Consider the following 26,604-nt stretch of genomic DNA (forward strand, 5'->3'; position numbering starts at 1 on the left):
CATCCCAATTGCGGATGTCTCTTTTTTAGTTCACTATATTCAATTTAGGAAATTGGCAAGCTCTCTTATGCGTAAGAATGTAACCCTGCAATGACTAAATTTACAAATACTTGATTAAACACGATAATGCCAAAGCCAATAATCGCTAACCAAGCTGTCTTTTCCCCTTCCCAGCCTTTAGAAAGTCGGAAATGAAGGAAAGCGGCATAAAATAAAAATGTGATAAGTGCCCACACTTCCTTAGGATCCCACCCCCAATACCTGCTCCAAGCAATCTGTGCCCAAATCATAGCAAACAATAAACCTCCTAGGGCAAACAATGGGAAACCTATAACAACTGCTCGATATGTAATTTCATCCATTAATGCTGGTTGTACACGGTTTGTTAATGGCTTTAATAAAACAATTAATCGTCTTCTCGTAATAAGTACAATTACCCCATATAAAATTGTTCCAACGATAAATGACCATACAATAGAATTCAATTTCTTCGCATCTAACTTATTAGTAATCTGCAAAGCGCCAACCTGATCCCCACTAGTTGTGACTGCATCTTTATTGACAATCAGCGGCGTCATCGTATAAACTGCTGTTTCTTTCTTCTCTAGCTTATTTTCAAATTGAACCTCGATTTTGTCTCCTGCTAAATTAAAATAAGTGCCCACCCCGATAAAGCCAATCACAACAATTAAACAATACATAACAAATTCCAAGGCAACTGTACTCATCGAAAATTTAGAAACATCTAATGTTCTTAACAAATAAATAATACCTGTTGCAAATGAGATCGATAAAACAGCACTTGAAAATGCAACTGTCATAACATGAATCGTTAACCAATTGCTTTGCAGTGATGGAACAAGTGGTGAAACCGTTTTTGTAAAAACGCTTCCATAACCGAGAATAATTAATGACACAGGGATCGCAAACAAGCCTACAACAATTTGCTTATATAAAAAATGAATGATCAAATAACTACCAGTAAGCATGATGCCAAAGAACGTCATAAACTCATACATATTACTTACAGGTGCATGATCAACAGCAATCCATCTTAAAATGAAATAAACTAGCTGTAAAGCAAAAGCAATATATGTAAGTAGAAGACCGACTTTTCCAAACATCTTCCCTTTTGATTTCACGGCAAGTCCAATCGGTATAATCGCGATCAGTAGTAAAATAAATGCCACGAACAATGAATTACTACTTAAACTTAATAATGTTTCTTTACTCAATGTAAAATCCTCCAAAGTATTTTTTTGCTCATCACCATAATGTGAGGTTGATTTCCGTTCCGACTTATATAAATGGTATTGCCCTCCTCACCCTTTTGTGATGATCCATTTTTTGAGGAAACTATATAGTAGCTTCCAATAAAAATAACGTTATTCATCGAAGTAAGTGCCATCATTTCCCTTTAAATAATTTTATTTTTTCAGAATTGTTACAATCCCGTGACATAAAATAGCGAATAAATCTCTTAAAGACGTCCTCATGTCAAAAAAATAAACCATCTATATATGCAAATAGATGGCAAATTACAAAAAGATGGCATGACTCTACCTACATCTTACTAAAAGTTGAAATAAAAGTCTATTTCTTTTAAGGTAGCTATGTGACAATAAATATGCGCAAATGTTACATAACGTTATGTGAGACAAGTGGAGGTTAGCCATGAAACAAAATATTTATGACCATCCGGAATTTTTCCACCAATATCAAAAGCTACGTCAAGCACCATATAACTACAATAACTTACTTGAACAACCAGCGTTAAAATCCTTACTTCCTAATTTAACTAATTTACAGATGCTTGATATCGGCTGTGGAATGGGACAATTCGCGTACTATTGTATAGAAAATAACGCACAGCATGTAACGGCTATAGATGTTTCAAAAAATATGCTGGCAATGGCTCAACGTGAACATGCCCATCCGCATATAGAGTACTTATTGCGAGCAATAGAGGATTTTCATGCAGCTCCTGACAGCTTTGACTGTATAACAAGCTCTCTTTCCTTGCATTATATAAAGGATTTTAGTGCTGCGATTGGTAAAATTGCGAAAATGCTTCGTCCAGGTTGCGTATTTGTTTTTTCTGTGGAGCATCCGATTGCTTCAGCTCGTAAAACAATGGAGGATAATTGGATGTATGACAACAGTCGCAATAGGTGCCATTACGCGATTGACAATTACCAAGATGAGGGCTTGCGTGAGCGAACTTGGTTTGTGGATGGTGTTGTTAAATATCACCGTAGCATTTCTACAATCATCAATACATTGATCGAACATGACTTAACGATAGAAAAAATACTAGAGCCGATTCCTGATTCAGAGGCTATTCAAAAACTGCCTTCCTTAGAAAAAGAACATCGTCGCCCCTCCTTTTTAGTAATACGAGCAAGAAAATAATCTTTCATATGGTAAGGTCTCGCAGCAGTACTTCTACTGCGAGGCCTTGCTAATTTTTTAATTTCACATAAATAATTTCCGGATCTCCCTCGTCTAAGTTTTCAATAAACCCACTTTTTATAAATCCTGCCGTTTCAAATACTTTATGCATACTAGTATTTGATTGGTTTGTAGATGAAAAGATTTTGGGAGTGGCAGCCATTTCTACATAAAAGTTTAATAATGCTGTGGCAACACCCTGTCTTCTTTCAGATAGCTTGACAATAACTAATGAGATGAAGCAGTTTTCAAAGAAGTCATTCGTAAAAATAAGAAAACCAGCAATTCCTTTTTCAGTTTGTTGAATGATACAACGTTTTTCGTTAATTGCTGTACGCAAATATCCGCTTCTCGAAAAATCCCCCATTACTTCTTGATCAATCGCACATATTTCATCGAGATGCTCCATACGTGCTTCCAGCAAATCTATCATTCTGTCACCTCATTTCTTTTATATACGAAAAGATTGATTTAAACATTAAGTAGCCCCATCATCGTACAAGTACAACATTTCTAATCAAATTTTTAGCTGTTACTTTTAATTAAGGAATAACTCATCACTTTAATCTCACCCCTGAACCCCTTTGCCAGCCTTCCTTCATCGACAAATCCGCATTTTTTATAAAGTGACTGTGCGGCAGTATTCGGACTATTAACGCCTAACACAAGCTCATTAATAGTTGGAAAATGCTCCAAAATAAAGTCCGGCAAAAGCTGTAATGCCGTTTTTGCGTAGCCTTTACCCTGTTCATAAAAGTCTGTCGAAAAGGCACGGATTAATATCGCCTGTTCATTTGAGGAATATGGCGTAACGCCCTCTTTTTCATGCAACACAAAGAATGTCACGAGCCTGTCTTCATCTATTACAAGAACGGCATGACGATTTTTATCCTGCTGCACTAGTTCAATGCTCTCTTTCGGAGACATCGTATAACGAAGCTGCTCCTTTGTAATCGTATATCGTTCAATTAAGTGATCATCTTTTTTTTCATAAAATTTTAATCTCATCAAAGCTCCCCTTTTCCTCTTTAGTCGTCGTTCCACCTTGGCGTAATTGTATCTGTCGCTTTGCTTTTGCTACACAAAAGATTCGCCACTGACGGTTCACTTTCGCCAGATAAACAACGCGACCGGATTATGATAATTCATTTATAGATTGAAAATACGCATTTAATACAGTTTATTTCCATAATAATATATTGAATAAATAGAAAATATAATGTATTCTAGCATGATTTAGAAATTTATTTTAGAGTAGGTGTAAATTTTGGCACTAATTGAGAGAGCTTCAAAGCGAAAAGAAACTGCTAATCTTATTCTAGAAGAATTGGAACTGATAGAAAAATGGAATACTATTGGACAAGCTTATGTTGTCGGCGCTACAGCGTATGATTTACTAGTGGATTAAAATATCGATATCGAAACATTTTGTGTTCGCCCTAATGCAGCAGAAGCTATGACTATATTATCTGATTTAACTAGCAATTCGAAAATTTTTAGAATTAAAGTATCGTAATTATTTGGAAACACCATTTAATGGTTACTATTTGGTATAAGTTGATCTTCGTTACGACTGGGCGACTCCTTGGGGATCAGCAATAGAGGAACGAAGGCTAAAAGCATCACTTCCTGTGATAACGCCTTCGTGACCAACATCGTGTTGGCCCGAGACCCTGCAGCGGAGCGGATGTTTTCTGTGCGAAAGTGTAGTGCTAACGTAGCGGCAGCAAATGTTTTATCTGTGCGAAAGCGTAGCGACAGCAACAACAAAAGCGGCTCATCGGACGCCCCCAGGAAGCTTTGCTCTGTGCGAAAGCGTAGTGCTAACGTAGCGGCAGCAACAAAGCGCCCAGTTGGAACGGAAATCAACCCCTCGATATGGAGATGAGCCATTAAAAATATTTATTTCCACTAATCACCAAAAATGCTACTATAAAGTTATCTAAACGTAAGGGGTTGTGAATATGAGTGCGAAAAGTGCAGTAGATATTTTGTTTATACAACAAATATTCAAAGGGATGTAAACTCAAACTGCAGCCCTTGAACAAGGGAGAAAACAAATGGAAAACTATTTTAAAGAATTTCTTACAGGGCAATCTATTACTTTACAGCAAATGACTTCTTCCGACTTAGAAGCATTTGTAAAAATTGAAAGTGAACAGAAAACGTTGTTACTGGCTAATGACGACATTCCCTTTCCTAATACTTTTGAGGATCATTCTTCATTCTTTCAAAGTATTAGTGGAAAAAAAGAGGAGTTTATCTTCGGTATATTCGAAAAGTCGTCAAATGAGCTTATCGGTTCCTGCGCTGTCTATGGAATCAACTGGAAAAACAGTACTTGCTTTGTAGGCATTTCAATTGGCGAACAATGGCATGGTAAAGGGCTTGGAACGGATGCAATGAATACTCTTATTCACTTTATTTTTAATTATATTTCCATTAATAAAATCAAGCTTCAGGTTTTCAGCTTTAATAAAGGAGCTATTCGCTCTTATGAAAAGTGTGGCTTTACAAAAGAAGGTATTTTACGCAATGAGCTTTTCCGCTTCGGTCAATTTCATGATGTAGTGTTATTTGGCCTTTTACGGGAAGAATGGAATCAAATAGGATAAGCTTTTTTCCTCAGTGTGGAAATACTTCGGCTTTCTCGATAAATCCACATTTCTCGTCGATAAATTGTAGATTCTTCTCGATAAAATGAACCAAGGGGCTGCCAGAAGACAGCCCCTTCTCTTATTCTTCCCAAACTCTTTGAACATCACTTAACACGAAATGCTGGAATGTAAGTTGATACACATCAGGCATTGAAAGTTTTTTCCAAAACCAGTAGTCATACTGCGCATCAAAGTATTGCATCATTAAGACCATTATATTGCCGTGTGTACCAATCACTATATTGTCATTTGGATGTGCAAGGATAATTTTTTGCAAGGTAGTAATAGCTCGTTCCTTGGCGACTTCATTTGATTCTCCACCCTCAAACGCGAAATTCGGATGACGCCACACTTGATGAATCGCAGTGTCAAAGTCAAGTAGATTCCCTTTAGATAGTATTCTTTCTTTCAAAGAATATATCGTATTTATTTCTAACTTATGTTCTTGTGCTATACCTTCCACCGTCTGAACAGCTCTTTTATAGGGACTTGAATATACAGTATGGATTATTTTATTTGTAAATAATTTAGTAATACGATTCCTATCCTTAAACCCTTTGTCGGAAAGCGGACGATTGTACTCATCAGCTGTATAGTGAGAATGAGCGTGTCTTACAAAATATATTACGGTCATTAATATCTCCTCAATTTTTCTTCGGATTTTGCCTTCTTTTCTTTCATATAATTATATATATCAACCTTCCACATATCATCCTCTTTTAATAAGGCATAATTCTTGAGATAGTGCGAGCTTCCAAAAATTATCTCCAATTGAACAATTGCTATACTTTCGGTGCTAGAATCTTTATTCAAAGAAATATTATCGTAGTATCTGTACATTAAATAATTTTGTATATCCTCATCAAATAAAAAATCTATATACTCTGATATAAAAGTTTGTTTATCTGGAAGCTCATTGTTATTGTAAGTAATTGCATAGAGTTTATCGAAATTATTCTCAAATATTAAATTCATCATAATTAACACCATTTCCTCTGGTGTAAAAGTCTTTAAACTATTCATATTCCCATTGCTTAAAAATTCTTCATATAAAGCTCTTTTTTCTTCTGTAAATTCCTCTAAATATGTAAAATCATAATCCCTATCAATGACTGGAGGTGTCGGTTTTGATTCTTCCACGTGTTGAACAGAATGGTTAGTAACTGCCGTTGATCCGGGAGATTCTCCTGTTTTTGTTTTCACTTCTGAACAGGCGATTAACATTAAACAAGATAAGATAATAACACTTAAAAATTGCAACCTTAACTTCAACACGGTATCCCCCCTATTATTTAATAGATTCAACCCTATATATCCACCATTCTATATTTTTCGAAAATTCTCAACATTTTCAATCAAAATGAAATCTCCTCAATAACAAACAACAAAGAAGCTTATTTGATAAATTGTGACAAGATACGAAGACTATTAAATTTTCAGTCGATGAAGGCAACAATTTTTATAGTAAAAAGGACGCTAATCTATTAAATATCACTCTGTACCTTTTCTAAAATCTGGCCAAAAAAAAACCCTAATATTCTAGTATACAGGGTAATAAAATACATAAATAATACAATAAAAGTAATTTAAATAGTCCGAAATAATCATCGTTGCTATTTTTAATTTTTTTCCCAATATAAGAATAAATATATTCTTCTATGACTAAATTACGAATTTCTCAACCTATACACAATGTGACATATTTTTCATTTTAGGTGAGATACAATGAAAAAGTTGAATCGAGGTCAATGTATTTCAAGAATATGGAGAAAAAATAATAGGGGGAAATGATTTTGGTTAACTATTTAACGCATAAACAATTCTTGAAGATGGAGATTGAAATTAAAAGAAAAATTATGTATAGAAAGGCTAAGGCTTTAGGTTTCACCCATCCTAGTGTAGTAGATTGTAGCCAAGAATTAGATGTCCTACTAAATAAATATTCAAAAGCGATCAATAAAGCCAGCTAAAACTATTTCCGATAACTCTTCTAGTTTTATCCTGTATTAGTTTCCGGTTATAAAATAGACATCAAATTCCTATTGCTGTTGTAAAGATACGTATAAATAACATAGAAATGGGCTATCTTCTTTATGACAGGAAAAAGGAGGCCTATTAATGCAGGTATTTATTTTATCATTGGTCGCTTCAAGCTTTTTACTACAACAGCCTCAAGATTCAGTAGAAAACACAGCACCGATTCTTTGCATACCTTCTGTAACTACATCTTATAAATATCCAAATAATCAATATCAAGCATTTCGTACTGAGAATGATTTTTATCATCAATTAGATAGGACAATCTATGAGGAATATAACAATGCTACCTTGAACATTCGTCAAAGAATAGCCTTTAAGGACGTATCGAAGGCTGAGGAAACATTTAATCTAAAGACAAATTTCATACGTAAAAAAACAGACCTCTCTCAACATACTTTTATTCATCCCAATCGACAAGTATATTTTTTAGCATCCTATAAGCAATTGGATCAGGAGACTTATCATAAATACCTGGTCATTGACGCTGAAACACAAACTATCCTTTTAGGAAATAGTAATTACCAAAGTAACACCATCAAATAATTGTATTTCGTTTGTTGTTTAATTTATTGTATGCTTGAAAATTGATTAATAGTAGCACATTCGAAGAAAAAATCAACATTTTTAAGCGGATTCTGAAAATAACATATATTCCATGGCTGTTATAGCTCGACTTTCGGGGGTAGTGACTTCCCTTAGAGTCGAGCTAATTTGTTTTATAGGAATCGTTTATCCCTATTTAAGATAAGGCCTTTTGCTGTATTTCTTGCTTTATTTCCACTATAAACTGTTGCAATGATTTTTCAATTAATGCTTGCTGACCATATTTACGAACAGTGACATTTTCAGTATCCATTTCTTGATCACCAAGCACTAAAATATAAGGTATTTTTTTCATTTGAGCTTCACGAATTTTTTTACCTAGCTTTTCTTGTCGATCGTCAATACTTACACGGATTTGTTCATTTTGTAAAGCCTCAACAACTTGCTGTACATATTCTCGATGCTTATCTGCAACCCCAATGACTTTTACTTGCTGAGGTGCAAGCCACGTTGGGAACGCCCCTCCAAAATGCTCAATCAATATGCCTAAGAAGCGATCAATAGAACCGAATACTGCTCGATGAATAACGACAGGTCTTACTTTTTCATTTTGTTCATTGACATACGTTAAGTCGAATTTTTCAGGTAGTTGGAAATCGAGCTGCACCGTTGCACATTGATGACTGCGATGAATGGCATCTTTAATATGAATATCAATTTTTGGTCCATAAAACGCTCCGTCACCTTCATTTATTGTAAATGGAAAGCCTAGATTCGTTAGTACGTTTTCTAACGCCGCTTCGGCTTGATTCCAAAGTTCAAGTTCACCCATATAATCAGCAGGACGTGTTGATAATTCAATATCATATTGGAAGCCAAAAACCTTGTATACCTCATCAATAATCTTCAGTGCAAGCGCAATTTCATCTTCAATTTGCTGTGGCGTAACAAAAATATGTGCATCATCCTGACAAAACGTACGAACTCGTAAAAGGCCATTTAATGCGCCACTAAATTCATGTCGATGAACTTGACCAAATTCAGCCATACGAATCGGTAAATCTCTATATGAATGGTAATCATTTTTATAAATCAACATATGCCCAGGGCAATTCATAGGCTTTAATGCAAAGCTTTGGTCATCTACATGTGTAAAGTACATATTGTCTTTGTAGTGATCCCAATGTCCGGACTGCTCCCATAGACGCTGGTTCATCATGAATGGTGTGCGTACTTCTTGATAATCAAATTTTTCTTGTAAATGACGTAAATAAGACTCCAATTCGTTACGAATAATTTGGCCATTTGCTAAATAAAATGGCATCCCTGGCGCTTCCTCTGAAAACATAAATAACGCTAGTTCTTTTCCTAGCTTTCGGTGATTCCGCTTTTCCGCCTCTTCTAGGAAAACAAAATATTCCTCAAGCTCTTTTTTTGAGGCAAATGCTACACCGTATATACGCTGAAGCATTTGATTATTGCTATCTCCACGCCAGTAAGCACCTGACACATTCATTAATTTAAAGTGTTGTAATTTACCTGTAGAAGGTACATGGGGTCCACGACATAAATCATAAAAGTCTCCTTGTTCATAAACCGTCACAACTTCATGTTCAGGAATATCCTCTAATAACTCTAGCTTTAGCGCATCATGAGCAAATAGCTGTTGTGCCTCTGTTCTTGTTACTTCTTTGCGCTGTATTTGTATATTTTCTTGAACAATTTGCTTCATCATTTTTTCAATTTGTTGCAAATCACTAGGCGCAAAGGAATGCGCAACGTCGATATCATAATAAAACCCATTTTCTATTACTGGTCCGACCCCAAATTGAGCATCAGGGTATAAACGTTTTATCGCTTGGGCTAATAAATGGGCTGTTGAATGACGAATCACTTGAATTCCTTCTTTTGTGCTAGCATCGTACAGGGAAATTTGTGTATCCTCCAAAATCGGGCGCGTCAAATCAATGATGGTTCCGTTCACACTCCCTACGATTGCCTTTTTACGTAAAGCGGGACTAATCGCTTGTGCAATGTCGGTTAATGTAACACCTTTTGAAAATGTTTGTTGTTTACCATCTGGAAATTGAATGTTAATAACTTGATTTGACATGTTCTCTACTCCTTTATTTTAAAATAAAAAAAACACATATTCGCCCCATAAAGGGACGAGCATGTGTTGATTACCCGTGGTTCCACCCAAATTCCCACTAGATGCACTAGTGGCTCATTGAAATGCAGTAACGTTGCATTAACGGTGCAAGTTTCCAAGCACTGCTCAAAGGTAGTAAGTTTTGATAGCTGCATTAGGAAGCTTTCAGCCAAGGCCTCCCTCTCTATGAATCGTTCTTCAAAACTCGTGTCCTTCTCATCGCCAATTTCATTGCTTTGTGAAATTGTTATCTACTATAACGAATGCTCCATTACTTGTCAATGTTCGAAAATTCGTTTTCATGAAACAATTTAAGGTGTTTTTATTGCAAATGCATAGCAGGAAAGTAGCGATGTCGATCACTGAATTTTTTGAGCGATGGTGTCTGGGCACTCCTATGCTCATGTCTTCATCTATTTCAGCTATTTCGCACTTCTAAAGTCTCATTGTGAGACTGCCATTGAATTTGAATGCTTGGGGCAGCATCCTTTTTAAAAATTTTCGCACTTTCTTTTTTCTTTAAGGCAAATTGTTTATCTATATTCACTCGGGCGTCATCAATAGTTAGTGATTCTTTAGACCCTTCAATCGTTATTTGTAAATCACCCAAGTCTTTACCTTCACCAAGATAAAAAAGCCGTAAGCCCTCCTCCGCATTACTATGATATACGGCCTTCCAGTGCTCACTTTTCGCTATGTAATGCACCTCCTCTTGTTGATTCGTACTACAAGCAACTAACACAAACATCATTAAAATTAGGAAGCATAATTTTTTCATTGGATCTCGATTTCCCTTTCCTTGAAAGTTATCATGATAATATCAACTTCAATCTATCCTTCTTAATTCCTAGAGTAAGGTGTTATTCAGCATCAGTTATGCCTCGGCATAATTGCGACCGGAATAGGCTTTGTACTTAGGCCTGCACGAAGCAGGTCAGTTAGCCGTTATCGCATGGATGCGATGATTTTAGGCTAACATCCCCTAAGAACTTCTTTCCAATTCCGTGACATCTACTGAAATAAGTTAAAAAGTAATCACCAATCCAGTCGTTTTTTCTCCAAAGGCGTCGCTAGATTCTTTAAAGACAAAATCTAGACCTTTTATATTGTCAGGTAACGGAGGTGAGATGATAAAAGTGCAACTTTCATGTCCATTTGTTCCCCCTCCACTATCTATCCAACAGTCGTATTCTTCTCCTACAAACAACTCAAAAATGTTGTGTGTTTCATTAATATAAACATTTTGATTCTTGTCTTGGATCCCAATCCGTTAATAGCTGTACAACACTTGCATTTTTATATTGCCGAATATAAGTTACCGTATAGAATCGTTCATCAACTTCTACGGACTTTAAAACTGAGATATGCTTACTAAAAGCGGTCGGCTCCACGCGAGGTTTATAATACTCTTCCGTTCTCATCATCCCGAATAATGATGCAAGATAAGCCTCATAAAAACCATATTTTTTAGCCCAACGAGAAAGCGCTTCCTCTGGTGAAAAACTGGGATTGTTATTTGATAGATGGTTACGCTGCTTTATGAGCGCACAAATTTGTTCATCAATAGTAACAAGCTGGTCATCATAATAATCTGTTGGTCTGTCATACGATTCTTGATTCATGTAAATCTTCCTAAGTCATATATTGTGTAAACCATGCAATATATTTTGCCCCGGGAATAAATAATAGCTGCGCCAAACATGTTCCTAGCAGCCTTGAACCCATCATCATCACAGAAGCTTGTTTAAGACTTAAGTAGCTTCCTCTTTGATTGATAACATCATCTGCTAGAATGGAAATTTTAGGGTCAATAAAAATAATCAATAACATCGTTGCTATACCATTAATAAGCCCTGACGACATCACAGCTGTATTCGATCTTTCAGGAACTAATAATGCGGCGTAAAGTGCAGACAGTACTCCAATTGTATAGATGGCCGTAATAACGACATTAACGATAAATAATTTAAGGGGAATATCGCGCCAACTAATCCCCTTTAAATACGAAAAACTCGGCAGGCGAATATGCTTTATCCCGCGTTTGAAATACTCGATACTAAAGCCTTTTTTGAATAATGCTGGAATGGAGCCTCTTTCCTCAGACAAATGTATAATAGCCCTTGAAAATATCGCTACAAATGTAGGCAATAGTAGAATGCCTACTAATGTACCTAGTGAAGCGGCGCCAATAAGTACTCGGAATTGCTGCTCCACAAATGCCAGCGTGTTTTCCTTTGGTGCTGTATCAGTCAGACTGCCAGTAAAAGGCTGCTGCATCATATTTGCCAGCCTCGAAAACATGACCATCACATTAAACAAGGATAGTGCAGAGGCTAATAATTTCACACGTGCACCCGATAATCGAACTGCATACGCAAGTGTCTCTATCGAATGGATGATGAGAATAAACAAAGCAATCATTATTAATTTTTCTGTCAAAATATCCAAAGTCTGTTACCTTCTTTTCGGTTGTTGATTGGTCGACACTCTTGCATGAATTTGAGTAATCGTTTGATCCAATCTCGTTCATATACTCCCCATTCTTTATGAGGAATTGTACTGATAGAGAAAGCGATTGCATTTTTTCTGGCAATGTATGCCTCTTACTTCCATTTGAATACTAGAAATCCAATGATTCCTATGGAGACTTTTCACATCGTCATCATATGTATCATATCTTATATTGAATTTATTTGGCCCCTCACAACTCTCCACTCTTAAATAGGTTGCAATAATTTCTTCAAAGGCTTGTATTGCCATAGGTTATATGGCGATGTGCTTTAGGGCATATTGATGAAGTTCCTCTTCATTTTGTTTTTCCTTATAATAATGAATTTTACTGAGACACTCCTTCCTTTTAATATATTCTACGAAATATACTCTAATAGGTTCCGTTATTTTCCTACCAAATAGAAAAGCTATTCATTAGGCACTTTTTCCCTAATGAATAGCTTTTGTCAATATTTAATGATTAACAGCAAAGTCATTATTCCAGCTAGTTGAATCAGATAGTTGATAAGTCACCATATTGGCAGTTACAGCAAGAATCACACCCGCTCTAGATATATCTGTAGAAATAGGATCCTCTAATACTAATACAACATACCCCTCCCCCCGTCCTAGATCATCTATAGCGTTTATTTCGAAGGTTATATAGGTTGTCTCATTTGTAGCAAAGAGTAATCGTTGCTCCTGATAGGCCCCATTTTCCTTTAAATTATAGCAAACAGGCATCCATCCTTTTGACCAATCAATACTGCCTATTATTTCTTTTTTACGTTGAGCCAGTTTGCCAATTGAAAATGTAAAATATATCTTCATAATAGCTTGACCTAATTCATTTTCCCCTTCACATACAGCAGTTACTTCTAGCTTAATATCCTCCTTCGAATGCTTTAGAATAACCACTAAAGTCACAGTGAAAATACAGATAACAAGTACTATACTAACGACGATAAATCCCATTTAGTCCCTCCCGACATTGCAATTGCTGTTACTATTAGATTACCATGTTTTAGGAATAATGGTATTTTTTCACCAAACAATCTTATGAAATGACATAGGCATAAATGATAAGACAAAAAACGAGAATGGACTAACTTAGCCATTCAAACCCGCTTTTACATGCCGTAATAAGCGAAGCGACTGGTACAAGTATTCCACCCAAAAAAATAGTGAAAGCTATGAAATGAAACGAAAGGTCAACTGCCCGTAAAAGTGCGATTGGTGAAAACTAAAAATCAGTGGGGTAAGAAACCCCCACTGATTTTAGTTTCACTTTACTTTGTCGTTTGTAACTCAGCTGTTAAAGTAAATGGTATTTTTAAATAATCGTATTTAATCGTTATTTTTTTAATAGAAGGTGCCTCAACCTTTACTGCATAATGCTGAGGCTGCTTGCCAATGGCCTGGCGATCTATGTATTGACTAGGAAAAATAGTTACCTGCCTTAATTTATGATAGGTAATATTTGGATTACCCACCAGCTTTGTTTCTGCTTCAAACGGTTCAGACTTACTCACGACAAGCTCGGCATTTTTAGGCACTTTATCATTAACGAGAATTTGTTGAAGCTCTATCTCACGCAGTCCTTTATTCTCTATCTCTACAATTCTTATAGTTGAATTATCTGTAGGATTCGTATAGCTGTTCATGACAAGTGGTGGATTGCTTTTTAAATAAATGATGAAGGCCGCTCCCACCACTAGAACGCTAAATAATAAAACAAATAGTAATTTTTTCATGTCATTCCTCACTTTCTTGCTACCTATCAAGTATAGCGAGAAATCGTAGGTGATGAAAGCTTGAAATATACAGTAAGGATTTTTCTTCACTTCCACCTAACTTCTTTGTCTTCGCTGAATTTTATACCCAAATAAAAACAATCTGACTCAATATAAGCCAGATTGCTTTGCTAAACGTATTTCATCACGTATTGGAATCCCATCATTGCCGATGAAAGGGATTTCAGGTTTATATGCTCTTGCTTGCTCGACCGCGTTTTGTATGATTTCGACTAAGTGATAGCCTCGCTTTTGATAAAATTTTATCGCGTGTAAATTATCATTTGTCGTAATGAGGGTAATCATTGTACAGCCTTGTTCGAATGCATTTTCTTCAACTACTTGTACAAGCAATGAACCTATCCCCCTTCCTTCTACAATACTATCAAGGGAAATAATTTCACATTTTTCTTCACGAATACTATACGTCACAAGACCTAAAATCGTGTTTTGTTCATCTACATAAACAAACCCCTCTAATTTACTACAGTCATAAATCCCACTAGAAATGACCATTTCTGTACTTCCCCAATGCTCCGTAAAAAATTGCATCACATCATATTGGGGTAATTGTTGAATAGGAATCACTGTCATCTATCATTCTCCTAAATAGAAAAATTAAACATACTAGCTATGGCTTTTTGGACACCTAGAAATATTGCCCATGAAATGACACCAAGTCCAATAGCAAAAACGATATGGATCGATGATTTCATTGCCAAATAAATAACAAATAGCATCACCATTGTTGCTGGAAGTCCAACGATTACACCAACCGTAAATCGCTGAATATGCTCACTCGATTCACTTTGCACAGTAAGCCAAATGATGCTTAAAATACTGACAAGTGGCAGTGCTGCAATAATGCCACCATAACTAGGAAATCTTCTAGCAATCTCTGTCACAATACCAATAACGGCTGCAGAGCATAGAATTTTTACAAATGTGTACATTATTTAGCCACCTCGCTTAATAAACGAAATGCCTGTAAAATCATTTGTTGATCTTCTTCTAAAAGTTGATTTAGTGCATATTGCAGTTTTTCATCATCTAATTCTGTGTTTTTCTTTAAAACATGAAGCCCATCAGCTGTTAAATGAATATGTACTTTACGTTGATCATCGATGTCCCGCTCTTTTTTCACCCAACCATTACGCTCCAGCTTTTTGATATGCTCAGACGCTGTATTTTGAGAAATATTCAGTAACCCTGCAATATCTCGCACATTTACTTCATCTTCCTTTTGAATCATCTGTAAAATACGCACGCTCTGATGTGAAATTGAATCTTCATGCGTTGAATGTAGATGGTAAAAAACTGATGTAAAATAGTTATTTATATCTTTAATCATTGAATTTGCCCCTTTATTATATCGCTATAAACGATTATATCGTAACGTGCGATATAACAAAAGAGAATTACTCCCACATTCAAAAAGTTGAAATTTTCACACTTTTTGAATGCGCGAATATTTTGTTAGCCATTAAAAGGCAATTCAACATAAGGAAGCTTTCCACATGCTAAATAAATGGGCTGTCTATTGACAGCCCATTCACTAGATTTATCGAGAGTTTAAAATAATTTATCGAAACTTTATTTGTGAGTTACCAAAGAATCAAAGAATCTTTACAAATACACCCTCTTGAAATTTTTCGTTTGCAGCTACATTCATTTTTCTAACATCTTCAGATAATTCACTTGCCCTTATTAATCTATTGTGAATGTAAAGCGAAGGATCGATAAGTCGGGTTTTATTCTTTTGATGAATATCAAATTCTTTCTGATCCACCCTCACTTTTACATCTGGATGAAGCTGTTTTAAAAGGCTCTGCACTTGCCTATCATTCGAAGATTTAATCTGATCAATTAGTTCATAATCTTCCTTAAGAAAATCAGTGAGTGTAATGATCTTTTTTTCTATTGATATCTTGAGCGCTTGTGCCAATTTATCATAGGCGTAAATATTTAACGGATTCATAAAGAAATCAAGTACTTCTTTATAATATGTTTTCACAAACCATTCTGCACATTCAATTCTTTGAAGACACATCATTCCTTGTTGAACAACGATATCATTTAAAAACATTTGTATTTCTTCTAGCGAGATTTGCCCGTACACATACATATCCCTTAACGTATAATCTACTCGATCTGCACATAATTCAGGAGCTGGTTGTTCAAGTAAACTCCATTTTGTAGTATTTAAAAGTAGATGTTCATAATTATAGTTATACTTTTTTAGAATAATAGGAATTTCTGATTTCCTAATCACATCCATAAATATCTCTTCATGATAATCTTCCGCTTTATTTTCAAGGACAAAATCAATGATATGCGAAAAAGCTGTATGTGAAACATCGTGCAATAATCCTGCAATCTGCTCCTCTAAAGAGCCTCCGAGCTGTTTAATTAACAGCATGACACCAACTGAATGTTCATAACGTGTTACATTCCATCGGCTATTTACAAGATAACTTGCCCCGCCTTGATGAATACCCTTTAACCTTTGTACCGGTTTACTCAAAATAAGTTCCTCTAACACATCCTCTATCTCAAATTCACCATATATATAATCAGAAATAATCATTTAAGCATCTTCCTACGCAAAATTTGAAAGAACAAAAACCCCACCACAATGCGAGATCGGGTAAAATTCTAATTGGCACACTCCTTTTAATAAGGAACTCATTTCTTCATGGACAAAATAAAATTCATCATCGTCCCAATAGCCAATACTTTCTTCACGACATTTTTCAAGTTGCGTTCTTGTTTCAAACGCGATATCGCCAATAAAAATTTTACCTGCAGGTGTTAGCTGCTGCAATAATGATGTAATATATTGCACCTTTATTTCATCGGTAAAATGATGCAGCGCATAGGTGCTCATAATCGCGTCATATTTTTGATGAAGGAGCGCTGCTGGCAATCCTTTTGACAAATCCCACTCCATTAAGTTTGCATCTGGCATTTTTTCTTTGGCGATATCGATCATTTTCGAGGAGAAATCGAATCCATTGATCATATGCCTATTGTCATAAAGCTTTGCCGTTAACACCCCAGTGCCAAATCCAATGTCTAATACAGTAGACTTTGGAATGTACATGACCTCATTAAAAATCGTATTTAATACTGCTTTATATCCTGCAAATGGATATTGGTTGCTTTCTTCACTTAGCTGAACCGTTTTATCGTAACCATCAGCCCATAAATTAAATCCTTGTTGACTTAGCATAATAGTCCTCCTAGGTTTTCAATCGTTTAAGTGTTTGGAAGGCCTATGAGTACTAAACATCCCATGTTAGTTACGAACAATCCCTCTCCAAACATATAGATTTTCATGACCAATAACCTGTTTCATAAAAACTCCCCCTTTCAGAAATTCATGCTTATCACCATAGCGTGGAGTTGATTTCGTTCCGACTGGGCGCTTTCCTAGAGGCGTTAAGTCAGAACGAAAATAAAACTATATACATTGCATGCGTTTTATCAAAATGTCATCCACAACTTTTAATGAAAAACTAATATCAAACTATTATACCAAATATTACAGACCGAAATAAGTGAATTTTCTAACTTTATATAATTCCTAAAAAGTGCTATAATAAGAAGAGTTTTCTTTTCAAGGAGGAATCGAAATGGACGCATTCTTTTGTAATGCTTGCTCTAGACCAAACACTTTACAGGTCAAAGAGGTCTAGAAAAGTTAACGCAAATAACATAATTGAATGATCTCTTTAGGCCAGTAACCTGTATTAAAAGCCTACTATTCAGGAGTGAATTCAAATGGAAAAACAAACAATTCAGCCGTTTTTAACGGTCGCAAACTATCATTTATTTGAGCAGCAAATGAATAAAATAATACAAACACTTGCAACGACAAAGGATAAAAACGTTATCCTAGCTGTACATGGTATTGTTGAAAGCGAAATTACAGCAAAAATAGCGCTTTCCACTACGGAAACCCAGCTAATTGAACAGCTTCTTAATGTGACAGACCGCGCACATGGCGAAGCGTATTTAGAGCAATTAAAACCATATGTCATCCCATTCAAAGCAGTCACTGCAAGCACACTGAAGAGTCTATTTAAAAAGGAAAAAAAGCTCAAGCTACCGAAGCTTGAAGACATGGATTTTCAGCAAATTTGTTATTTAGCTTGGGATGATCCTGGTACACATCGAAAATATGTCGTATTGGAACAAGATGAACAGCTAAAAGCGATTAAGGGAACTTTCTCTAACAATACAATTAAAGGGATATGTGCACTATGTAACCGCCATTCTGATGTTGGCCTATTTACTACGTCTGTAAAAGGGCAAGTCGTTGGAACGTTCACAAATTATAGTAATTACATTTGCACTGATAGCCAAACATGCAATCGACATGTAACGGATATAGAAAAAACAAAAGCGTTTTTCGAGCGCATTACTCAATAAAATGGAGCATTCATCAGTGGGGTTTTCATCATCCCCACTGTTTTTTTATTTTCACTAATCGAGCTTTATGCGAAATTATGATGGGATAAAAATAAGCCTTCTCCATTAGGGATAGGCTCTAACTGTAGACAGAAGCTATTTTGTTTGCAGAAAGCTGTTTATAATTTTTTCGGCTTACTCCTACGGGATAAACATGAGCTAAAAGCCCCAAAGGAACAATTTACGTAAAATTCTATCTATCCAAAAATAAAACGAGTACGGTGCTTTTTTGTACTTGTACTCGTTTTAAGATTTTATAATTTAATCTAATTTCTCTAAAGGATAACTTTCATATCGCCGTAATGGAATACCATGGAAGGATCAGCAACAGCAAGGCCAGGATTCGTTGGACTGGAAAGCCCTGATCCCCCAACCACTTCGATTTCAAGTTTTCCACGTAGTGGGCGTTCTCCTACAAGATAGTCGCCTGTAGATTTAACATGAAGGATACCATTTACATGAGAGCTAATATCAAACTCCAATCGAGTACAACTTCTTGGAGGTATTACCGTTGAAGGAAGACCTTCTAGAAAAGGTTTTTCATGCTCATTCGTTATAAAAGGAAGTGTTATTCCCTCATTAGAAAGCTCGAGAGAAGGGCAATATTCAATCACAACATCAGCCTCTAGTGGTTGGCTTGTAGGATTTTTAATAAGAATCACAAGTCGATTATTAGGCCGTCCAACTGCAGCATCCAACGGAACGAGAAATGGTCCTGTGGTAATCGCATACTTTCTATTTTGACATGTTGATGTTTGGTTTGACATAGAATCACCCCCTAATAAAAAATATTACTTTCTGTATATTTTATTAAAATGAAAAAAACAATGTATAGACGGATATAGAAGGACTCCACTTTATTTTTGGTTTAAATGTAGCGGCAGAGAGCTATATTGAAACAATACAATAAAACTATTGAGAAAGATGAGGTACACGCACCTAATCTTATGGATGTTATTATCAATTTGAGTTCATTTGAAGAATCTGAAGAAATCAAAAAATGATAAATTTGGGTACATTCTGGGGTATATACTTTTTTATGCTCTTCCCTATTATAATGTTATCTGAATACAACAACTTAACAACACACCACAAACGTTGATATACCAGTGTTTACGAACAAAAAAACACTCGTATTTTAAACGAGTGTTTCGTAATTTTTTAGGACAACCATTTCGGTGGTGTGTTTTTCTCCCAATAAATATCCCCTAAATTATTGTGTGCCATAAAGTCGTCCTCGACACTGTGGTAGTGGAAGTTGTAATAATAGCCATCCTGCGGTCTTTTTTCTGTGCGGACATGGAAGCGAATTAAATCCATGCCTGTTTCATTGCTAGTTATATTAAAAATTTTCTCGCCATAGTTTCCACTTGGCTTTTCTGAAATTGTCAACGATGCTAATGATGCATCGTCTAAGCCTGCTACTGTCATCGCAATAGCTTCCTCCATTTTAGGGAAGATAATAGCGTCAAATTCATTGCTAATTTTCGGGCCAATTTTTGTGCCGAATTTCACATAAGATTGCTCTTTCGCCGCATCAACGAGCAATGCATTGTAGTCAACCGGGTCTTCCTGTATTTCTGTTTGTTCTATCGGAAGAGCAGCCGCTTCTGCAGTGCTCGTCCCAGGTGATGGCCCGATAGAAGCACGATTTGATGGATTATGATCAAATGCTTCCCATATCTCATGTGTTGGCGTAATTAATCCAAATGTTAAAAACGCAACCATAATGACGATACTTTTTTGAATCCATTTCTTCATTAATTAACACCTTCTCTTTATGTACAAATTGGTAATTCTATTACTAATATATACGCTTAAGCCCTATAAAAGGTTTCATAATTTTATAATTCATTGTACAATATTTATGTATAAAGTAAAAACTTCACATCCTGGGAAAACGCTTGTATGACCATCATCCTGTTGCCCCAAACTAATCGGGCATTTACTCGCAGTATGCAGGATAAATGTGTCGTTTTTTTAAAAGGAGGTACAAAACATGGAAATCGCAATGGGTATTGGTCTTTTAATAATGTTAGGTTACTTATCATCTTTATGCTTCACGAACTAATACAATTACTTTTATGAAGAAAGTCCGCGAACTAGCGGACTTTTCTACTTTGTTATGACCTATTCTGCCGCTCATAGGGCACTTTCTTTATTATGAATGGAACAGATTTTCACAAAATGATATAGACTATAGACTAAATTTATATACAGTCTAGAACTTCTTGTTCTTACTTCATAAGTATTCAAGCACGATTCCCGCTACTAATGTACGCGGTAAAATTGTTAAAATACCACTCTCTTTTCGTACTAGCTCCCTATGTTCTTCATTGTATCCCATACAATCCAAAACAATCAGATCCACTCGGTAATCTCGAAGATAATGAGCTGCTTCTTCAAAGTTGCCATAATCATATGGTGAAGCAACAGCAATTGTGATATCATCCGAAATATCTTTCCATTTTTCAAGCATAGAATCTCTCTGTTCTTCTAGCGGAATAATTAAACCCATCTTCGGTTGATCGGCCATTGCACTAATCATTTGTGTGACGATTCGATTCGGATAAATAATGGGCTTTTCACATGTTAAAATCGGAAAATCATCTGTGCTTAATACGATAACCATATCCACCACTTGTTCTAACTTTGATAATTCTATTTGTAACAATGGTAGTAGTTTTCTTTTATCAATTATTATGGATCTGCCATCCCGTAATCGCGAAATAGATGTGTTCTTTTCATTTCTCGCTAAAACTGTTAGTAATTCCACTTCTTTTAAGGAATCCAATGCTCCTCTTTCCACAATTTTAATATCTTTATTCAATAGTTCTGTAAACGTTGGTGTAATGTCTATACGTGGTGATTGTCCGATCGTCAAAAAACCAACTTTATTCATTTGTAGTCACCCCTAAAGTTTGAAGATGTATCATTAATTTATTCAAAAGCTTTTCATACACCTTTATCGGAAAACTTAGCTGTATTCTCAAATAGTTGTTCCAATATAAGATGATTGCATAACATCAATAATGTCTGCTTTAACACCATAGCTATTCCTCCACAATTTTCTCCTATAATTTTAGCTCGTCATCTTTTAGGTAGTACCTTTTAAAATGCACAATAGCGGGAATATTCTGAATTATAACCATATAAAATTAACATGTTACGAACGAATATTCATTGCTAGCGATATCGTTGTATCATTTGAACTATGTCAATATCGAAAACAAACTACAAGTAAATTTAAAGCAAGAATATTAATAAACATTGTTACACAAGTTCAAATTTATTGGAACATTTATTTGAAAAAATAATCAAAAAGAACTATAACAGGTGCGATAACTGGGAATTCATTACATAAAAAAGAGTAGACATAGTCTGTCTACTTCTGAAAGCTCTTCTATATGTCTGTTCGACTTTTCTATCCGTCGCTTCAAAAATTATTCGATCTTCCCAGTAAATTGGACAAGGGGCAGCCTCGCTATTGCGAAGCCACCCCTTTAGTATTTAATAGGTAACATGTTTCGTAAATTGTAAAGTCTCAACCCAATCATCTGGGGAATAATATTATATTGAAACGTATATGTTTCATCACCGCGGTAAAATTCCACTGTGTGCTTTCTAACTTAAGCAACGCAAACCCAACCTTCTTTTGCGTCCTTGCAGCCCCAAAGCATGCGCCAGTGTGAATAAGTATCTACAAAAACAAAAAGCAGAATTCCAGATTACGTAAATATGCTACCTATAATAGCACGATTTATATTATACTATAGAGTTTTTAAAAAGTAAACATTTTATTTTAAGTTACCACGGTATAACAGTTGAACATTCAATTTGATATCCATGTTGAGCAGACCATTTTAGTAAAGAACCCCAATAGGTCTCGCAGATCGCAATAATTTGTTGTGGGTCAGAGAGATTTCCGGACATCACCAACTCACATAGAACATCAAATCCATCGGGCTTATCTTTAAACGACAATGCTTCCGGTAATACTTGAGCAGAAGTTGTGAAAAATTGTTTATTGTGCAATCCCAAAATCATTGCACCTGCTGTAGCAATTTCCATCGCCAAAATCGGTAAAAATGTTTGAGGACCTTGTACTTCAATATTTCTCATTTTGCCAATATACTCGTACATTTCTTCTACTAAAGTCCGACAGATCGCTTTTTTAAATATCGAGCTATCTACTGAGTTAGCTTTTGCTTTTAATTCAGAGAAAAAATCCTTCGGGTCATAAATAGGTAAAATGTTGAAAAATTGCCCATGCGTCAGCGGCCATTCTTCGTCAACTGTAGTCGCTTCTTCGATAATATCTTCTGCGCTGTCAAAGTTCACTTCTGCCTTCCATCGCCCTGCTGTCCACTCATAGGTAAAACTTTCATCTAAAGTGTTTAAAATACATTTAATTTCTATATCTGAAAAAGGCCCATCTGTTTTTCGGGCTAATGAACCGTAAATCCCAATTGCTTGTACCTTCGAACCAAATCTTTCTAAAACTTGGTTGGCAATGGCATAAGCAATTTCCATTCTTTCTTCTCTCGTTACCTTTTTCGGACCAATCATATTTGTCTCTCCTTATTATTTAATTGAGCTATATAATGGGCCGTGGAGGACCACGAGCTTAACGAGGAATTTTGTCTGCTGTCATGTGCAAAATCACCTTTCCTTAATTAACATCTTGCTTTCTCTTTTCCAACAAATCTGAAATTTCGTCGATATCCATTTCAAACATAACCGAGTCATGTAATAGAGGCGCAAAATAATAGGTAACTTTTTCTTCCCCATGTTCTTTCTCTAACCGCAACCACTTTTCAGTTGGTAGCAAACAAAAAGCCAACGTATCTCCGCCAAGTGAATCCATGTACCAACGGATTTGATATTTCGGAGCAATAAAGTCCTGTACAGCTTTCAAAGTTGTGTCCCTATCCGTTCTTTCTTCATCATACGGGATTGCTTTCTTCACTTCATGACAGTTGCTCGTGGCCACCAAGGATAAATGACTTCAACATGCCATCCATCATTTTACACATGAATACAGTCGCCAGCATCCAAGCCAAATATCATAATCTTTTCCTTAGTAAAAGGTATAGTAAAAAACAAATTTTCTTCACTTATACTGTCATAGGTCGTATTAGCATCATAATCTCTATGTATGCGAGAACCAGTAATTGGCTCTGTCATGCTGTATCCTGAACCGCTAATCAGAACAACGTTTTCATCTTGATCCCATCCACACGCAATTACGCCAGATGCTGGGATTACTGTTTCATGACCCCACGGACTAGGGGGGGCGTAAGTTCCATTGACTGTGCCTTTTTTAATAAATCAAGTTCAAATGATGTTCTTATTTCTTTTTTCAGATCGCCATATCCTTCTTTTGCTTATTAAATTATTCTACTATATTAGTAAATGCACTAATGCAGCTGTGATTTTTAGAAGTGTCTAATACGGCAAACCTAATCTCTGTGAACAGTTGTCCAAAGCCTTCATCCTCTAAAAGCTCACGCCACCATGCAGCAATTTTTTGTGGATCATTTCGAAAGACACCACAGCCATATGCTCCTAAAATTAAATGCTTGTCTCCTTTATATGCGAATAGCGCTAATGCTAATCGCATTCGATCTTTCATTACACGTTCTGCTTCCTGACTATCTTCTCCCTTCGCCAAAGCCTGTCCGTAGTTCACAGCAGGTAATGTTAGCACCGAGGCAGTCACTGGCTGTTTCATCAGAGCAAAGCGCTCATCACGGAAAAAGACTACATCTGGAGAGTAGATTGCATAATTCGTATACATCATCGATCGATTCGAACGATTTGCCTTATAATAGCCCTCGTTACAAAGCTGCGTTTTATATAACCCGCTGGAAGCTGCCAAACTTTCCTCCTGAGCCATAGCCCCCTTTAAAAATCCACCACCAGGATTTTTTGCACTCGCAAAGTTTAACACCCCAATTTTCTCTTTTCCTGTTGCAGCAAAGTCAATAATTGCTTTTACCGTTGCTTCATTTCCCATGGAATATACAGGTTGTTGTTGCAGTTTAGGAAGATTAAGATATTCTTTGACAATGTCTTCCCCCTGTTTCGGGTCAATCAACTCACTATTCTTCTCCGAAAATTTCTGTGCTTCCGCAAAATCTATTTGCTCATTGCCATATTTATAATAGCCTTGCTCCTGAATTCGCAATGTCTCCTGGGCAATTTCTTTTCGATTCATTATTAGTGCTCCTTGTTATGAAATTTCGTTTGTCTTGGAATCAATTCTATTCTTCTCTTTAAAAAGGAATAGATATCACTCAATTAATAAACTATCCAATACTGTTTCATATTACCATATTTTGAATTTTGGATAAAAAAATAGAGGCCCGTTCACAATGAACAAACCTCTTGAAAACACAATATTTACTTCATTCAACATCCAGAACACCATAATGAAACTTCGCAGTTGTTCTTGTTAATTGCTGAAAATGATAGTTGGCAAACCATTCTGAACGAAAATGAGCCTTTAACACTACCCGTTTTCTTGCCACTCGTTTTGCCTCATTTACCCATTCTTCCGTTAATGTCACATGTTCCCCAGCTAAGCGTAATGCTTCAAAATTATTGGCTTCTTCAATAACTTCTTCAAACATCGGATCCATATAGACGACATCAAACGAATTGTCAGGCAAAGTTTTTAAATAACTAATCGCCTCAGCCTGCACCACTTCTATATGGCGCATACATGCAGTTAACGGTAGCTCTGTCGTATCGTAGGTTTTCATCCCCTGCTCAACAATAAATGCTACATTCGGATTCGCTTCTAGCCCAACAACTCGCCCCGCTTCGCCAACAGTATAAGCCGCCAACATAGCATCCGCAGCAAGTCCCAATGTACAATCAAGCACCGAATCTCCTTTTTCAAACTGTGCCGCTTCTAAAAACGGCTCCGCTTCCCCACGGGCAACACGCTTTAGGCGAAATGCCGCTGAATTCGGATGGAAGAAAAACGGCTCATTCGCACCAAAAGCATAATACTCAAAACGATTCTTCCCAGCAACGATCACATGTGCATGCAATTCCTGTGAAATCTTCCGAACAGAACGCTTTTTTCTTGGCTCAAACGAAGCATCTAATTGTTCACACGCAAAAGCAGCGAGCGCCAACGATAAATCGTCTGGTCTGCCCGCTGTCGTAACAATGGTCTTTACTTCTCGCATGTTTGTTCTAAAACACCTGTTAAATGTGTAACAATTTGCTCCACAGGGAATCCTTCAATTTGTTCACGTGGAATAAAGTATGCCAATTGCCCATCCTTTAAAATCGCCATCGATGGTGAACTTGGTGGCACATCCTCAAAAAAGCCACGCATCGCAACAGTCGCTTCAGGATCCTGACCCGCAAAAACAGTCACAAGATGATCAGGCTTCACCGCCTCCACTGCCTCACGAGCAGCCGGACGCGCCAACCCAGCCGCACAACCACAAACCGAGTTAATCACAACCAACGAAGTCCCCTTCGCCTCCGCCATAAACTCATTCACCGCATCAGCCGTCGTAAGCTCCGTAAATCCAGCCTCCACTAACTCCTCGCGCATCGGCTTCACTACCTGTTTCATATATTCATCGTAAGCGTTCATGCTTTTACCCTCTTTCATATGTATTCGCAAAGGTTATTATAGCAAGGTTTTTCACCATTGTATAATGATTCGATTCCACCGCTATTCACTTGCTTTCGGAATTTTGGTTGCTTTTTTGTTGCTTTGGTTGCTTTTTATTTTTAGTAATCAGCTTTAATTGGAATGTCAAAGCTGCTCTTATACTTACTCATAGTTTAGGGGGTTGTGGCACATAATCCATACTAGCTTTATCCAAACATACATTCATTCAAAAAACCTCTTCTTCAGATGATAAATTGATACTCATTAAATTGTCCCTATTTGGGGCGATTATTTATTTATAAAAAAATCAAAATATTTAAGCCAAATTGAACTTTCCGTTGTCTAATATATGTAGGACAAAAA

The 26,604-nt window shown here is 36.3% G+C and carries 33 protein-coding genes; 7 read left to right on the forward strand and 26 right to left on the reverse strand.

Translation table 11 applies throughout. From position 1 onward, the window contains the following. Positions 1-65: 65 nt before the first annotated feature. The gene (gene ccsB / locus ACFCYJ_RS10545) at positions 66-1,235 is read right to left on the reverse strand and encodes a c-type cytochrome biogenesis protein CcsB (RefSeq protein WP_376073929.1); all 1,170 of its coding nucleotides are present in this window, start codon (positions 1,233-1,235) and stop codon (positions 66-68) included. 439 nt (positions 1,236-1,674) lie between these two features. Here ccsB and ACFCYJ_RS10550 point away from each other — a divergent pair, with 439 nt between their 5' ends. Beyond that, positions 1,675-2,412: a class I SAM-dependent methyltransferase gene (locus ACFCYJ_RS10550; RefSeq protein ID WP_376073930.1), complete on the forward strand. Its 738-nt coding sequence runs from the start codon at positions 1,675-1,677 to the stop codon at positions 2,410-2,412. A gap of 49 nt (positions 2,413-2,461) precedes the next feature. Here the strand turns inward: ACFCYJ_RS10550 and ACFCYJ_RS10555 are convergent, their stop codons facing one another. Together ACFCYJ_RS10555 and ACFCYJ_RS10560 are read right to left on the reverse strand one after the other, a co-directional pair. Beyond that, the gene (locus ACFCYJ_RS10555) at positions 2,462-2,884 is read right to left on the reverse strand and encodes a GNAT family N-acetyltransferase (protein ID WP_376073932.1); all 423 of its coding nucleotides are present in this window, start codon (positions 2,882-2,884) and stop codon (positions 2,462-2,464) included. Between the two features lie 92 nt (positions 2,885-2,976). Further along, complete coding sequence (locus tag ACFCYJ_RS10560; RefSeq protein WP_376073934.1) at positions 2,977-3,459, reverse strand: GNAT family N-acetyltransferase; 483 nt, start codon at positions 3,457-3,459, stop codon at positions 2,977-2,979. Positions 3,460-3,718: 259 nt separating this feature from the next. Here ACFCYJ_RS10560 and ACFCYJ_RS10565 point away from each other — a divergent pair, with 259 nt between their 5' ends. After that, positions 3,719-3,859, forward strand: a complete 141-nt coding sequence (locus ACFCYJ_RS10565; protein WP_376073935.1) for a hypothetical protein — start codon at positions 3,719-3,721, stop codon at positions 3,857-3,859. 125 nt (positions 3,860-3,984) lie between these two features. On the opposite strand, the gene ACFCYJ_RS10570 is transcribed toward ACFCYJ_RS10565, so the two are convergent. Beyond that, positions 3,985-4,107, reverse strand: coding sequence for a hypothetical protein (locus ACFCYJ_RS10570; protein ID WP_376073937.1), 123 nt, complete (start codon positions 4,105-4,107; stop codon positions 3,985-3,987). Between the two features lie 40 nt (positions 4,108-4,147). Here ACFCYJ_RS10570 and ACFCYJ_RS10575 point away from each other — a divergent pair, with 40 nt between their 5' ends. Next, the gene (locus ACFCYJ_RS10575; protein ID WP_376073939.1) at positions 4,148-4,339 is read left to right on the forward strand and encodes a hypothetical protein; all 192 of its coding nucleotides are present in this window, start codon (positions 4,148-4,150) and stop codon (positions 4,337-4,339) included. Between the two features lie 172 nt (positions 4,340-4,511). After that, positions 4,512-5,066 carry a GNAT family N-acetyltransferase gene (locus tag ACFCYJ_RS10580; protein ID WP_376073941.1) on the forward strand — a complete coding sequence of 185 codons (555 nt, stop codon included), beginning with the start codon at positions 4,512-4,514 and terminating at the stop codon, positions 5,064-5,066. Positions 5,067-5,187: 121 nt separating this feature from the next. On the opposite strand, the gene ACFCYJ_RS10585 is transcribed toward ACFCYJ_RS10580, so the two are convergent. Further along, positions 5,188-5,742, reverse strand: a complete 555-nt coding sequence (locus tag ACFCYJ_RS10585) for a histidine phosphatase family protein (protein WP_376073942.1) — start codon at positions 5,740-5,742, stop codon at positions 5,188-5,190. Continuing rightward, positions 5,742-6,383, reverse strand: a complete 642-nt coding sequence (locus tag ACFCYJ_RS10590) for a hypothetical protein (protein ID WP_376073943.1) — start codon at positions 6,381-6,383, stop codon at positions 5,742-5,744. The genes ACFCYJ_RS10585 and ACFCYJ_RS10590 overlap by 1 nt, the downstream gene beginning before the upstream one ends. Before the next feature lie 518 nt (positions 6,384-6,901). On the opposite strand from ACFCYJ_RS10590, the gene ACFCYJ_RS10595 reads away from it, so the two are divergent. Then, positions 6,902-7,078, forward strand: a complete 177-nt coding sequence (locus ACFCYJ_RS10595; protein WP_376073944.1) for a Spo0E family sporulation regulatory protein-aspartic acid phosphatase — start codon at positions 6,902-6,904, stop codon at positions 7,076-7,078. Positions 7,079-7,226: 148 nt separating this feature from the next. Then, entirely contained in the window at positions 7,227-7,691 is a 465-nt protein-coding gene (locus ACFCYJ_RS10600) for a hypothetical protein (protein ID WP_376073945.1), read from the forward strand. A gap of 196 nt (positions 7,692-7,887) precedes the next feature. On the opposite strand, the gene thrS is transcribed toward ACFCYJ_RS10600, so the two are convergent. The 11 genes from thrS to ACFCYJ_RS10655 all read right to left on the reverse strand — a co-directional run bounded on the left by thrS (position 7,888) and on the right by ACFCYJ_RS10655 (position 17,358). Beyond that, positions 7,888-9,804 carry a threonine--tRNA ligase gene (thrS, locus tag ACFCYJ_RS10605; RefSeq protein WP_376073946.1) on the reverse strand — a complete coding sequence of 639 codons (1,917 nt, stop codon included), beginning with the start codon at positions 9,802-9,804 and terminating at the stop codon, positions 7,888-7,890. A 457-nt stretch (positions 9,805-10,261) separates the two neighbouring features. Further along, the gene (locus ACFCYJ_RS10610; RefSeq protein WP_376073947.1) at positions 10,262-10,621 is read right to left on the reverse strand and encodes a hypothetical protein; all 360 of its coding nucleotides are present in this window, start codon (positions 10,619-10,621) and stop codon (positions 10,262-10,264) included. Between the two features lie 451 nt (positions 10,622-11,072). Continuing rightward, positions 11,073-11,465, reverse strand: a complete 393-nt coding sequence (locus ACFCYJ_RS10615) for a hypothetical protein (protein WP_376073948.1) — start codon at positions 11,463-11,465, stop codon at positions 11,073-11,075. A gap of 10 nt (positions 11,466-11,475) precedes the next feature. Continuing rightward, on the reverse strand, positions 11,476-12,264 hold the full coding sequence (locus tag ACFCYJ_RS10620; RefSeq protein ID WP_376074038.1) for a lipid II flippase Amj family protein: 789 nt from the start codon (positions 12,262-12,264) through the stop codon (positions 11,476-11,478). 543 nt (positions 12,265-12,807) lie between these two features. Next, positions 12,808-13,308, reverse strand: coding sequence for a hypothetical protein (locus ACFCYJ_RS10625; protein ID WP_376073949.1), 501 nt, complete (start codon positions 13,306-13,308; stop codon positions 12,808-12,810). 314 nt (positions 13,309-13,622) lie between these two features. Then, positions 13,623-14,087: a hypothetical protein gene (locus ACFCYJ_RS10630; protein WP_376073950.1), complete on the reverse strand. Its 465-nt coding sequence runs from the start codon at positions 14,085-14,087 to the stop codon at positions 13,623-13,625. A 147-nt stretch (positions 14,088-14,234) separates the two neighbouring features. Further along, positions 14,235-14,720, reverse strand: coding sequence for a GNAT family N-acetyltransferase (locus ACFCYJ_RS10635; RefSeq protein WP_376073951.1), 486 nt, complete (start codon positions 14,718-14,720; stop codon positions 14,235-14,237). An 11-nt stretch (positions 14,721-14,731) separates the two neighbouring features. Then, positions 14,732-15,079: a DUF3147 family protein gene (locus ACFCYJ_RS10640; RefSeq protein ID WP_376073952.1), complete on the reverse strand. Its 348-nt coding sequence runs from the start codon at positions 15,077-15,079 to the stop codon at positions 14,732-14,734. Then, positions 15,079-15,477, reverse strand: a complete 399-nt coding sequence (locus ACFCYJ_RS10645; protein ID WP_376073953.1) for a MarR family winged helix-turn-helix transcriptional regulator — start codon at positions 15,475-15,477, stop codon at positions 15,079-15,081. The genes ACFCYJ_RS10640 and ACFCYJ_RS10645 overlap by 1 nt, the downstream gene beginning before the upstream one ends. Before the next feature lie 264 nt (positions 15,478-15,741). Further along, positions 15,742-16,713, reverse strand: coding sequence for an HD domain-containing protein (locus ACFCYJ_RS10650; RefSeq protein ID WP_376073954.1), 972 nt, complete (start codon positions 16,711-16,713; stop codon positions 15,742-15,744). Between the two features lie 12 nt (positions 16,714-16,725). Then, entirely contained in the window at positions 16,726-17,358 is a 633-nt protein-coding gene (locus tag ACFCYJ_RS10655; protein ID WP_376073955.1) for a class I SAM-dependent methyltransferase, read from the reverse strand. 551 nt (positions 17,359-17,909) lie between these two features. Here ACFCYJ_RS10655 and ACFCYJ_RS10660 point away from each other — a divergent pair. Continuing rightward, positions 17,910-18,560, forward strand: coding sequence for a FusB/FusC family EF-G-binding protein (locus ACFCYJ_RS10660; protein ID WP_376073956.1), 651 nt, complete (start codon positions 17,910-17,912; stop codon positions 18,558-18,560). Between the two features lie 314 nt (positions 18,561-18,874). On the opposite strand, the gene ACFCYJ_RS10665 is transcribed toward ACFCYJ_RS10660, so the two are convergent. The 9 genes from ACFCYJ_RS10665 to ACFCYJ_RS10705 form a co-directional block, all read right to left on the reverse strand. Then, positions 18,875-19,366: a hypothetical protein gene (locus ACFCYJ_RS10665; protein WP_376073957.1), complete on the reverse strand. Its 492-nt coding sequence runs from the start codon at positions 19,364-19,366 to the stop codon at positions 18,875-18,877. A 394-nt stretch (positions 19,367-19,760) separates the two neighbouring features. Further along, a complete protein-coding gene (locus ACFCYJ_RS10670; protein WP_376073958.1) occupies positions 19,761-20,360 on the reverse strand; it encodes a YpjP family protein in 600 nt (199 codons plus the stop codon). Positions 20,361-20,841: 481 nt separating this feature from the next. Beyond that, positions 20,842-21,501, reverse strand: coding sequence for an AroM family protein (locus ACFCYJ_RS10675; protein ID WP_376073959.1), 660 nt, complete (start codon positions 21,499-21,501; stop codon positions 20,842-20,844). A gap of 905 nt (positions 21,502-22,406) precedes the next feature. Beyond that, positions 22,407-23,168, reverse strand: coding sequence for an ANT(4')-I family aminoglycoside nucleotidyltransferase (locus ACFCYJ_RS10680; RefSeq protein ID WP_376073960.1), 762 nt, complete (start codon positions 23,166-23,168; stop codon positions 22,407-22,409). A gap of 103 nt (positions 23,169-23,271) precedes the next feature. Beyond that, a complete protein-coding gene (locus ACFCYJ_RS10685) occupies positions 23,272-23,568 on the reverse strand; it encodes a hypothetical protein (RefSeq protein ID WP_376073961.1) in 297 nt (98 codons plus the stop codon). Positions 23,569-23,627: 59 nt separating this feature from the next. Beyond that, a complete protein-coding gene (locus tag ACFCYJ_RS10690; protein WP_376073962.1) occupies positions 23,628-23,786 on the reverse strand; it encodes a hypothetical protein in 159 nt (52 codons plus the stop codon). 208 nt (positions 23,787-23,994) lie between these two features. Beyond that, positions 23,995-24,819 carry a TIGR02452 family protein gene (locus ACFCYJ_RS10695; protein ID WP_376073963.1) on the reverse strand — a complete coding sequence of 275 codons (825 nt, stop codon included), beginning with the start codon at positions 24,817-24,819 and terminating at the stop codon, positions 23,995-23,997. A gap of 190 nt (positions 24,820-25,009) precedes the next feature. Next, entirely contained in the window at positions 25,010-25,801 is a 792-nt protein-coding gene (locus ACFCYJ_RS10700) for a class I SAM-dependent methyltransferase (RefSeq protein ID WP_376073964.1), read from the reverse strand. Next, positions 25,789-26,220, reverse strand: a complete 432-nt coding sequence (locus ACFCYJ_RS10705) for a BrxA/BrxB family bacilliredoxin (protein ID WP_376073965.1) — start codon at positions 26,218-26,220, stop codon at positions 25,789-25,791. The genes ACFCYJ_RS10700 and ACFCYJ_RS10705 overlap by 13 nt, the downstream gene beginning before the upstream one ends. Between the last annotated feature and the right edge of the window lie 384 nt (positions 26,221-26,604).

Source organism: Lysinibacillus sp. NPDC056232 (assembly GCF_042267565.1).
In the GTDB taxonomy this organism is placed as follows: Bacteria; Bacillota; Bacilli; order Bacillales_A; family Planococcaceae; genus Lysinibacillus.

What these genes read in the sequence shown, in the direction of transcription:
- ACFCYJ_RS10645 (WP_376073953.1), bottom strand. Translation starts at nt 15,477, where the DNA reads ATGATTAAAGATATAAATAACTATTTTACATCAGTTTTTTACCATCTA.
- ACFCYJ_RS10610 (WP_376073947.1), bottom strand. Translation starts at nt 10,621, where the DNA reads ATGAAAAAATTATGCTTCCTAATTTTAATGATGTTTGTGTTAGTTGCT.
- ACFCYJ_RS10570 (WP_376073937.1), bottom strand. Translation starts at nt 4,107, where the DNA reads ATGTTGGTCACGAAGGCGTTATCACAGGAAGTGATGCTTTTAGCCTTC.
- ACFCYJ_RS10650 (WP_376073954.1), bottom strand. Translation starts at nt 16,713, where the DNA reads ATGATTATTTCTGATTATATATATGGTGAATTTGAGATAGAGGATGTG.
- ACFCYJ_RS10665 (WP_376073957.1), bottom strand. Translation starts at nt 19,366, where the DNA reads ATGTCAAACCAAACATCAACATGTCAAAATAGAAAGTATGCGATTACC.
- ACFCYJ_RS10560 (WP_376073934.1), bottom strand. Translation starts at nt 3,459, where the DNA reads ATGAGATTAAAATTTTATGAAAAAAAAGATGATCACTTAATTGAACGA.
- ACFCYJ_RS10670 (WP_376073958.1), bottom strand. Translation starts at nt 20,360, where the DNA reads ATGAAGAAATGGATTCAAAAAAGTATCGTCATTATGGTTGCGTTTTTA.
- ACFCYJ_RS10675 (WP_376073959.1), bottom strand. Translation starts at nt 21,501, where the DNA reads ATGAATAAAGTTGGTTTTTTGACGATCGGACAATCACCACGTATAGAC.
- ACFCYJ_RS10555 (WP_376073932.1), bottom strand. Translation starts at nt 2,884, where the DNA reads ATGATAGATTTGCTGGAAGCACGTATGGAGCATCTCGATGAAATATGT.
- ACFCYJ_RS10680 (WP_376073960.1), bottom strand. Translation starts at nt 23,168, where the DNA reads ATGATTGGTCCGAAAAAGGTAACGAGAGAAGAAAGAATGGAAATTGCT.
- ACFCYJ_RS10700 (WP_376073964.1), bottom strand. Translation starts at nt 25,801, where the DNA reads ATGCGAGAAGTAAAGACCATTGTTACGACAGCGGGCAGACCAGACGAT.
- ACFCYJ_RS10580 (WP_376073941.1), top strand. Translation starts at nt 4,512, where the DNA reads ATGGAAAACTATTTTAAAGAATTTCTTACAGGGCAATCTATTACTTTA.
- ACFCYJ_RS10630 (WP_376073950.1), bottom strand. Translation starts at nt 14,087, where the DNA reads ATGAAAAAATTACTATTTGTTTTATTATTTAGCGTTCTAGTGGTGGGA.
- ACFCYJ_RS10690 (WP_376073962.1), bottom strand. Translation starts at nt 23,786, where the DNA reads ATGACAGAGCCAATTACTGGTTCTCGCATACATAGAGATTATGATGCT.
- ACFCYJ_RS10705 (WP_376073965.1), bottom strand. Translation starts at nt 26,220, where the DNA reads ATGAACGCTTACGATGAATATATGAAACAGGTAGTGAAGCCGATGCGC.
- ACFCYJ_RS10550 (WP_376073930.1), top strand. Translation starts at nt 1,675, where the DNA reads ATGAAACAAAATATTTATGACCATCCGGAATTTTTCCACCAATATCAA.
- ACFCYJ_RS10625 (WP_376073949.1), bottom strand. Translation starts at nt 13,308, where the DNA reads ATGGGATTTATCGTCGTTAGTATAGTACTTGTTATCTGTATTTTCACT.
- ACFCYJ_RS10635 (WP_376073951.1), bottom strand. Translation starts at nt 14,720, where the DNA reads ATGACAGTGATTCCTATTCAACAATTACCCCAATATGATGTGATGCAA.
- ACFCYJ_RS10585 (WP_376073942.1), bottom strand. Translation starts at nt 5,742, where the DNA reads ATGACCGTAATATATTTTGTAAGACACGCTCATTCTCACTATACAGCT.
- ACFCYJ_RS10600 (WP_376073945.1), top strand. Translation starts at nt 7,227, where the DNA reads ATGCAGGTATTTATTTTATCATTGGTCGCTTCAAGCTTTTTACTACAA.
- ACFCYJ_RS10620 (WP_376074038.1), bottom strand. Translation starts at nt 12,264, where the DNA reads ATGATTGCTTTGTTTATTCTCATCATCCATTCGATAGAGACACTTGCG.
- thrS (WP_376073946.1), bottom strand. Translation starts at nt 9,804, where the DNA reads ATGTCAAATCAAGTTATTAACATTCAATTTCCAGATGGTAAACAACAA.
- ACFCYJ_RS10695 (WP_376073963.1), bottom strand. Translation starts at nt 24,819, where the DNA reads ATGAATCGAAAAGAAATTGCCCAGGAGACATTGCGAATTCAGGAGCAA.
- ACFCYJ_RS10660 (WP_376073956.1), top strand. Translation starts at nt 17,910, where the DNA reads ATGGAAAAACAAACAATTCAGCCGTTTTTAACGGTCGCAAACTATCAT.
- ACFCYJ_RS10615 (WP_376073948.1), bottom strand. Translation starts at nt 11,465, where the DNA reads ATGAATCAAGAATCGTATGACAGACCAACAGATTATTATGATGACCAG.
- ACFCYJ_RS10640 (WP_376073952.1), bottom strand. Translation starts at nt 15,079, where the DNA reads ATGTACACATTTGTAAAAATTCTATGCTCTGCAGCCGTTATTGGTATT.
- ACFCYJ_RS10655 (WP_376073955.1), bottom strand. Translation starts at nt 17,358, where the DNA reads ATGCTAAGTCAACAAGGATTTAATTTATGGGCTGATGGTTACGATAAA.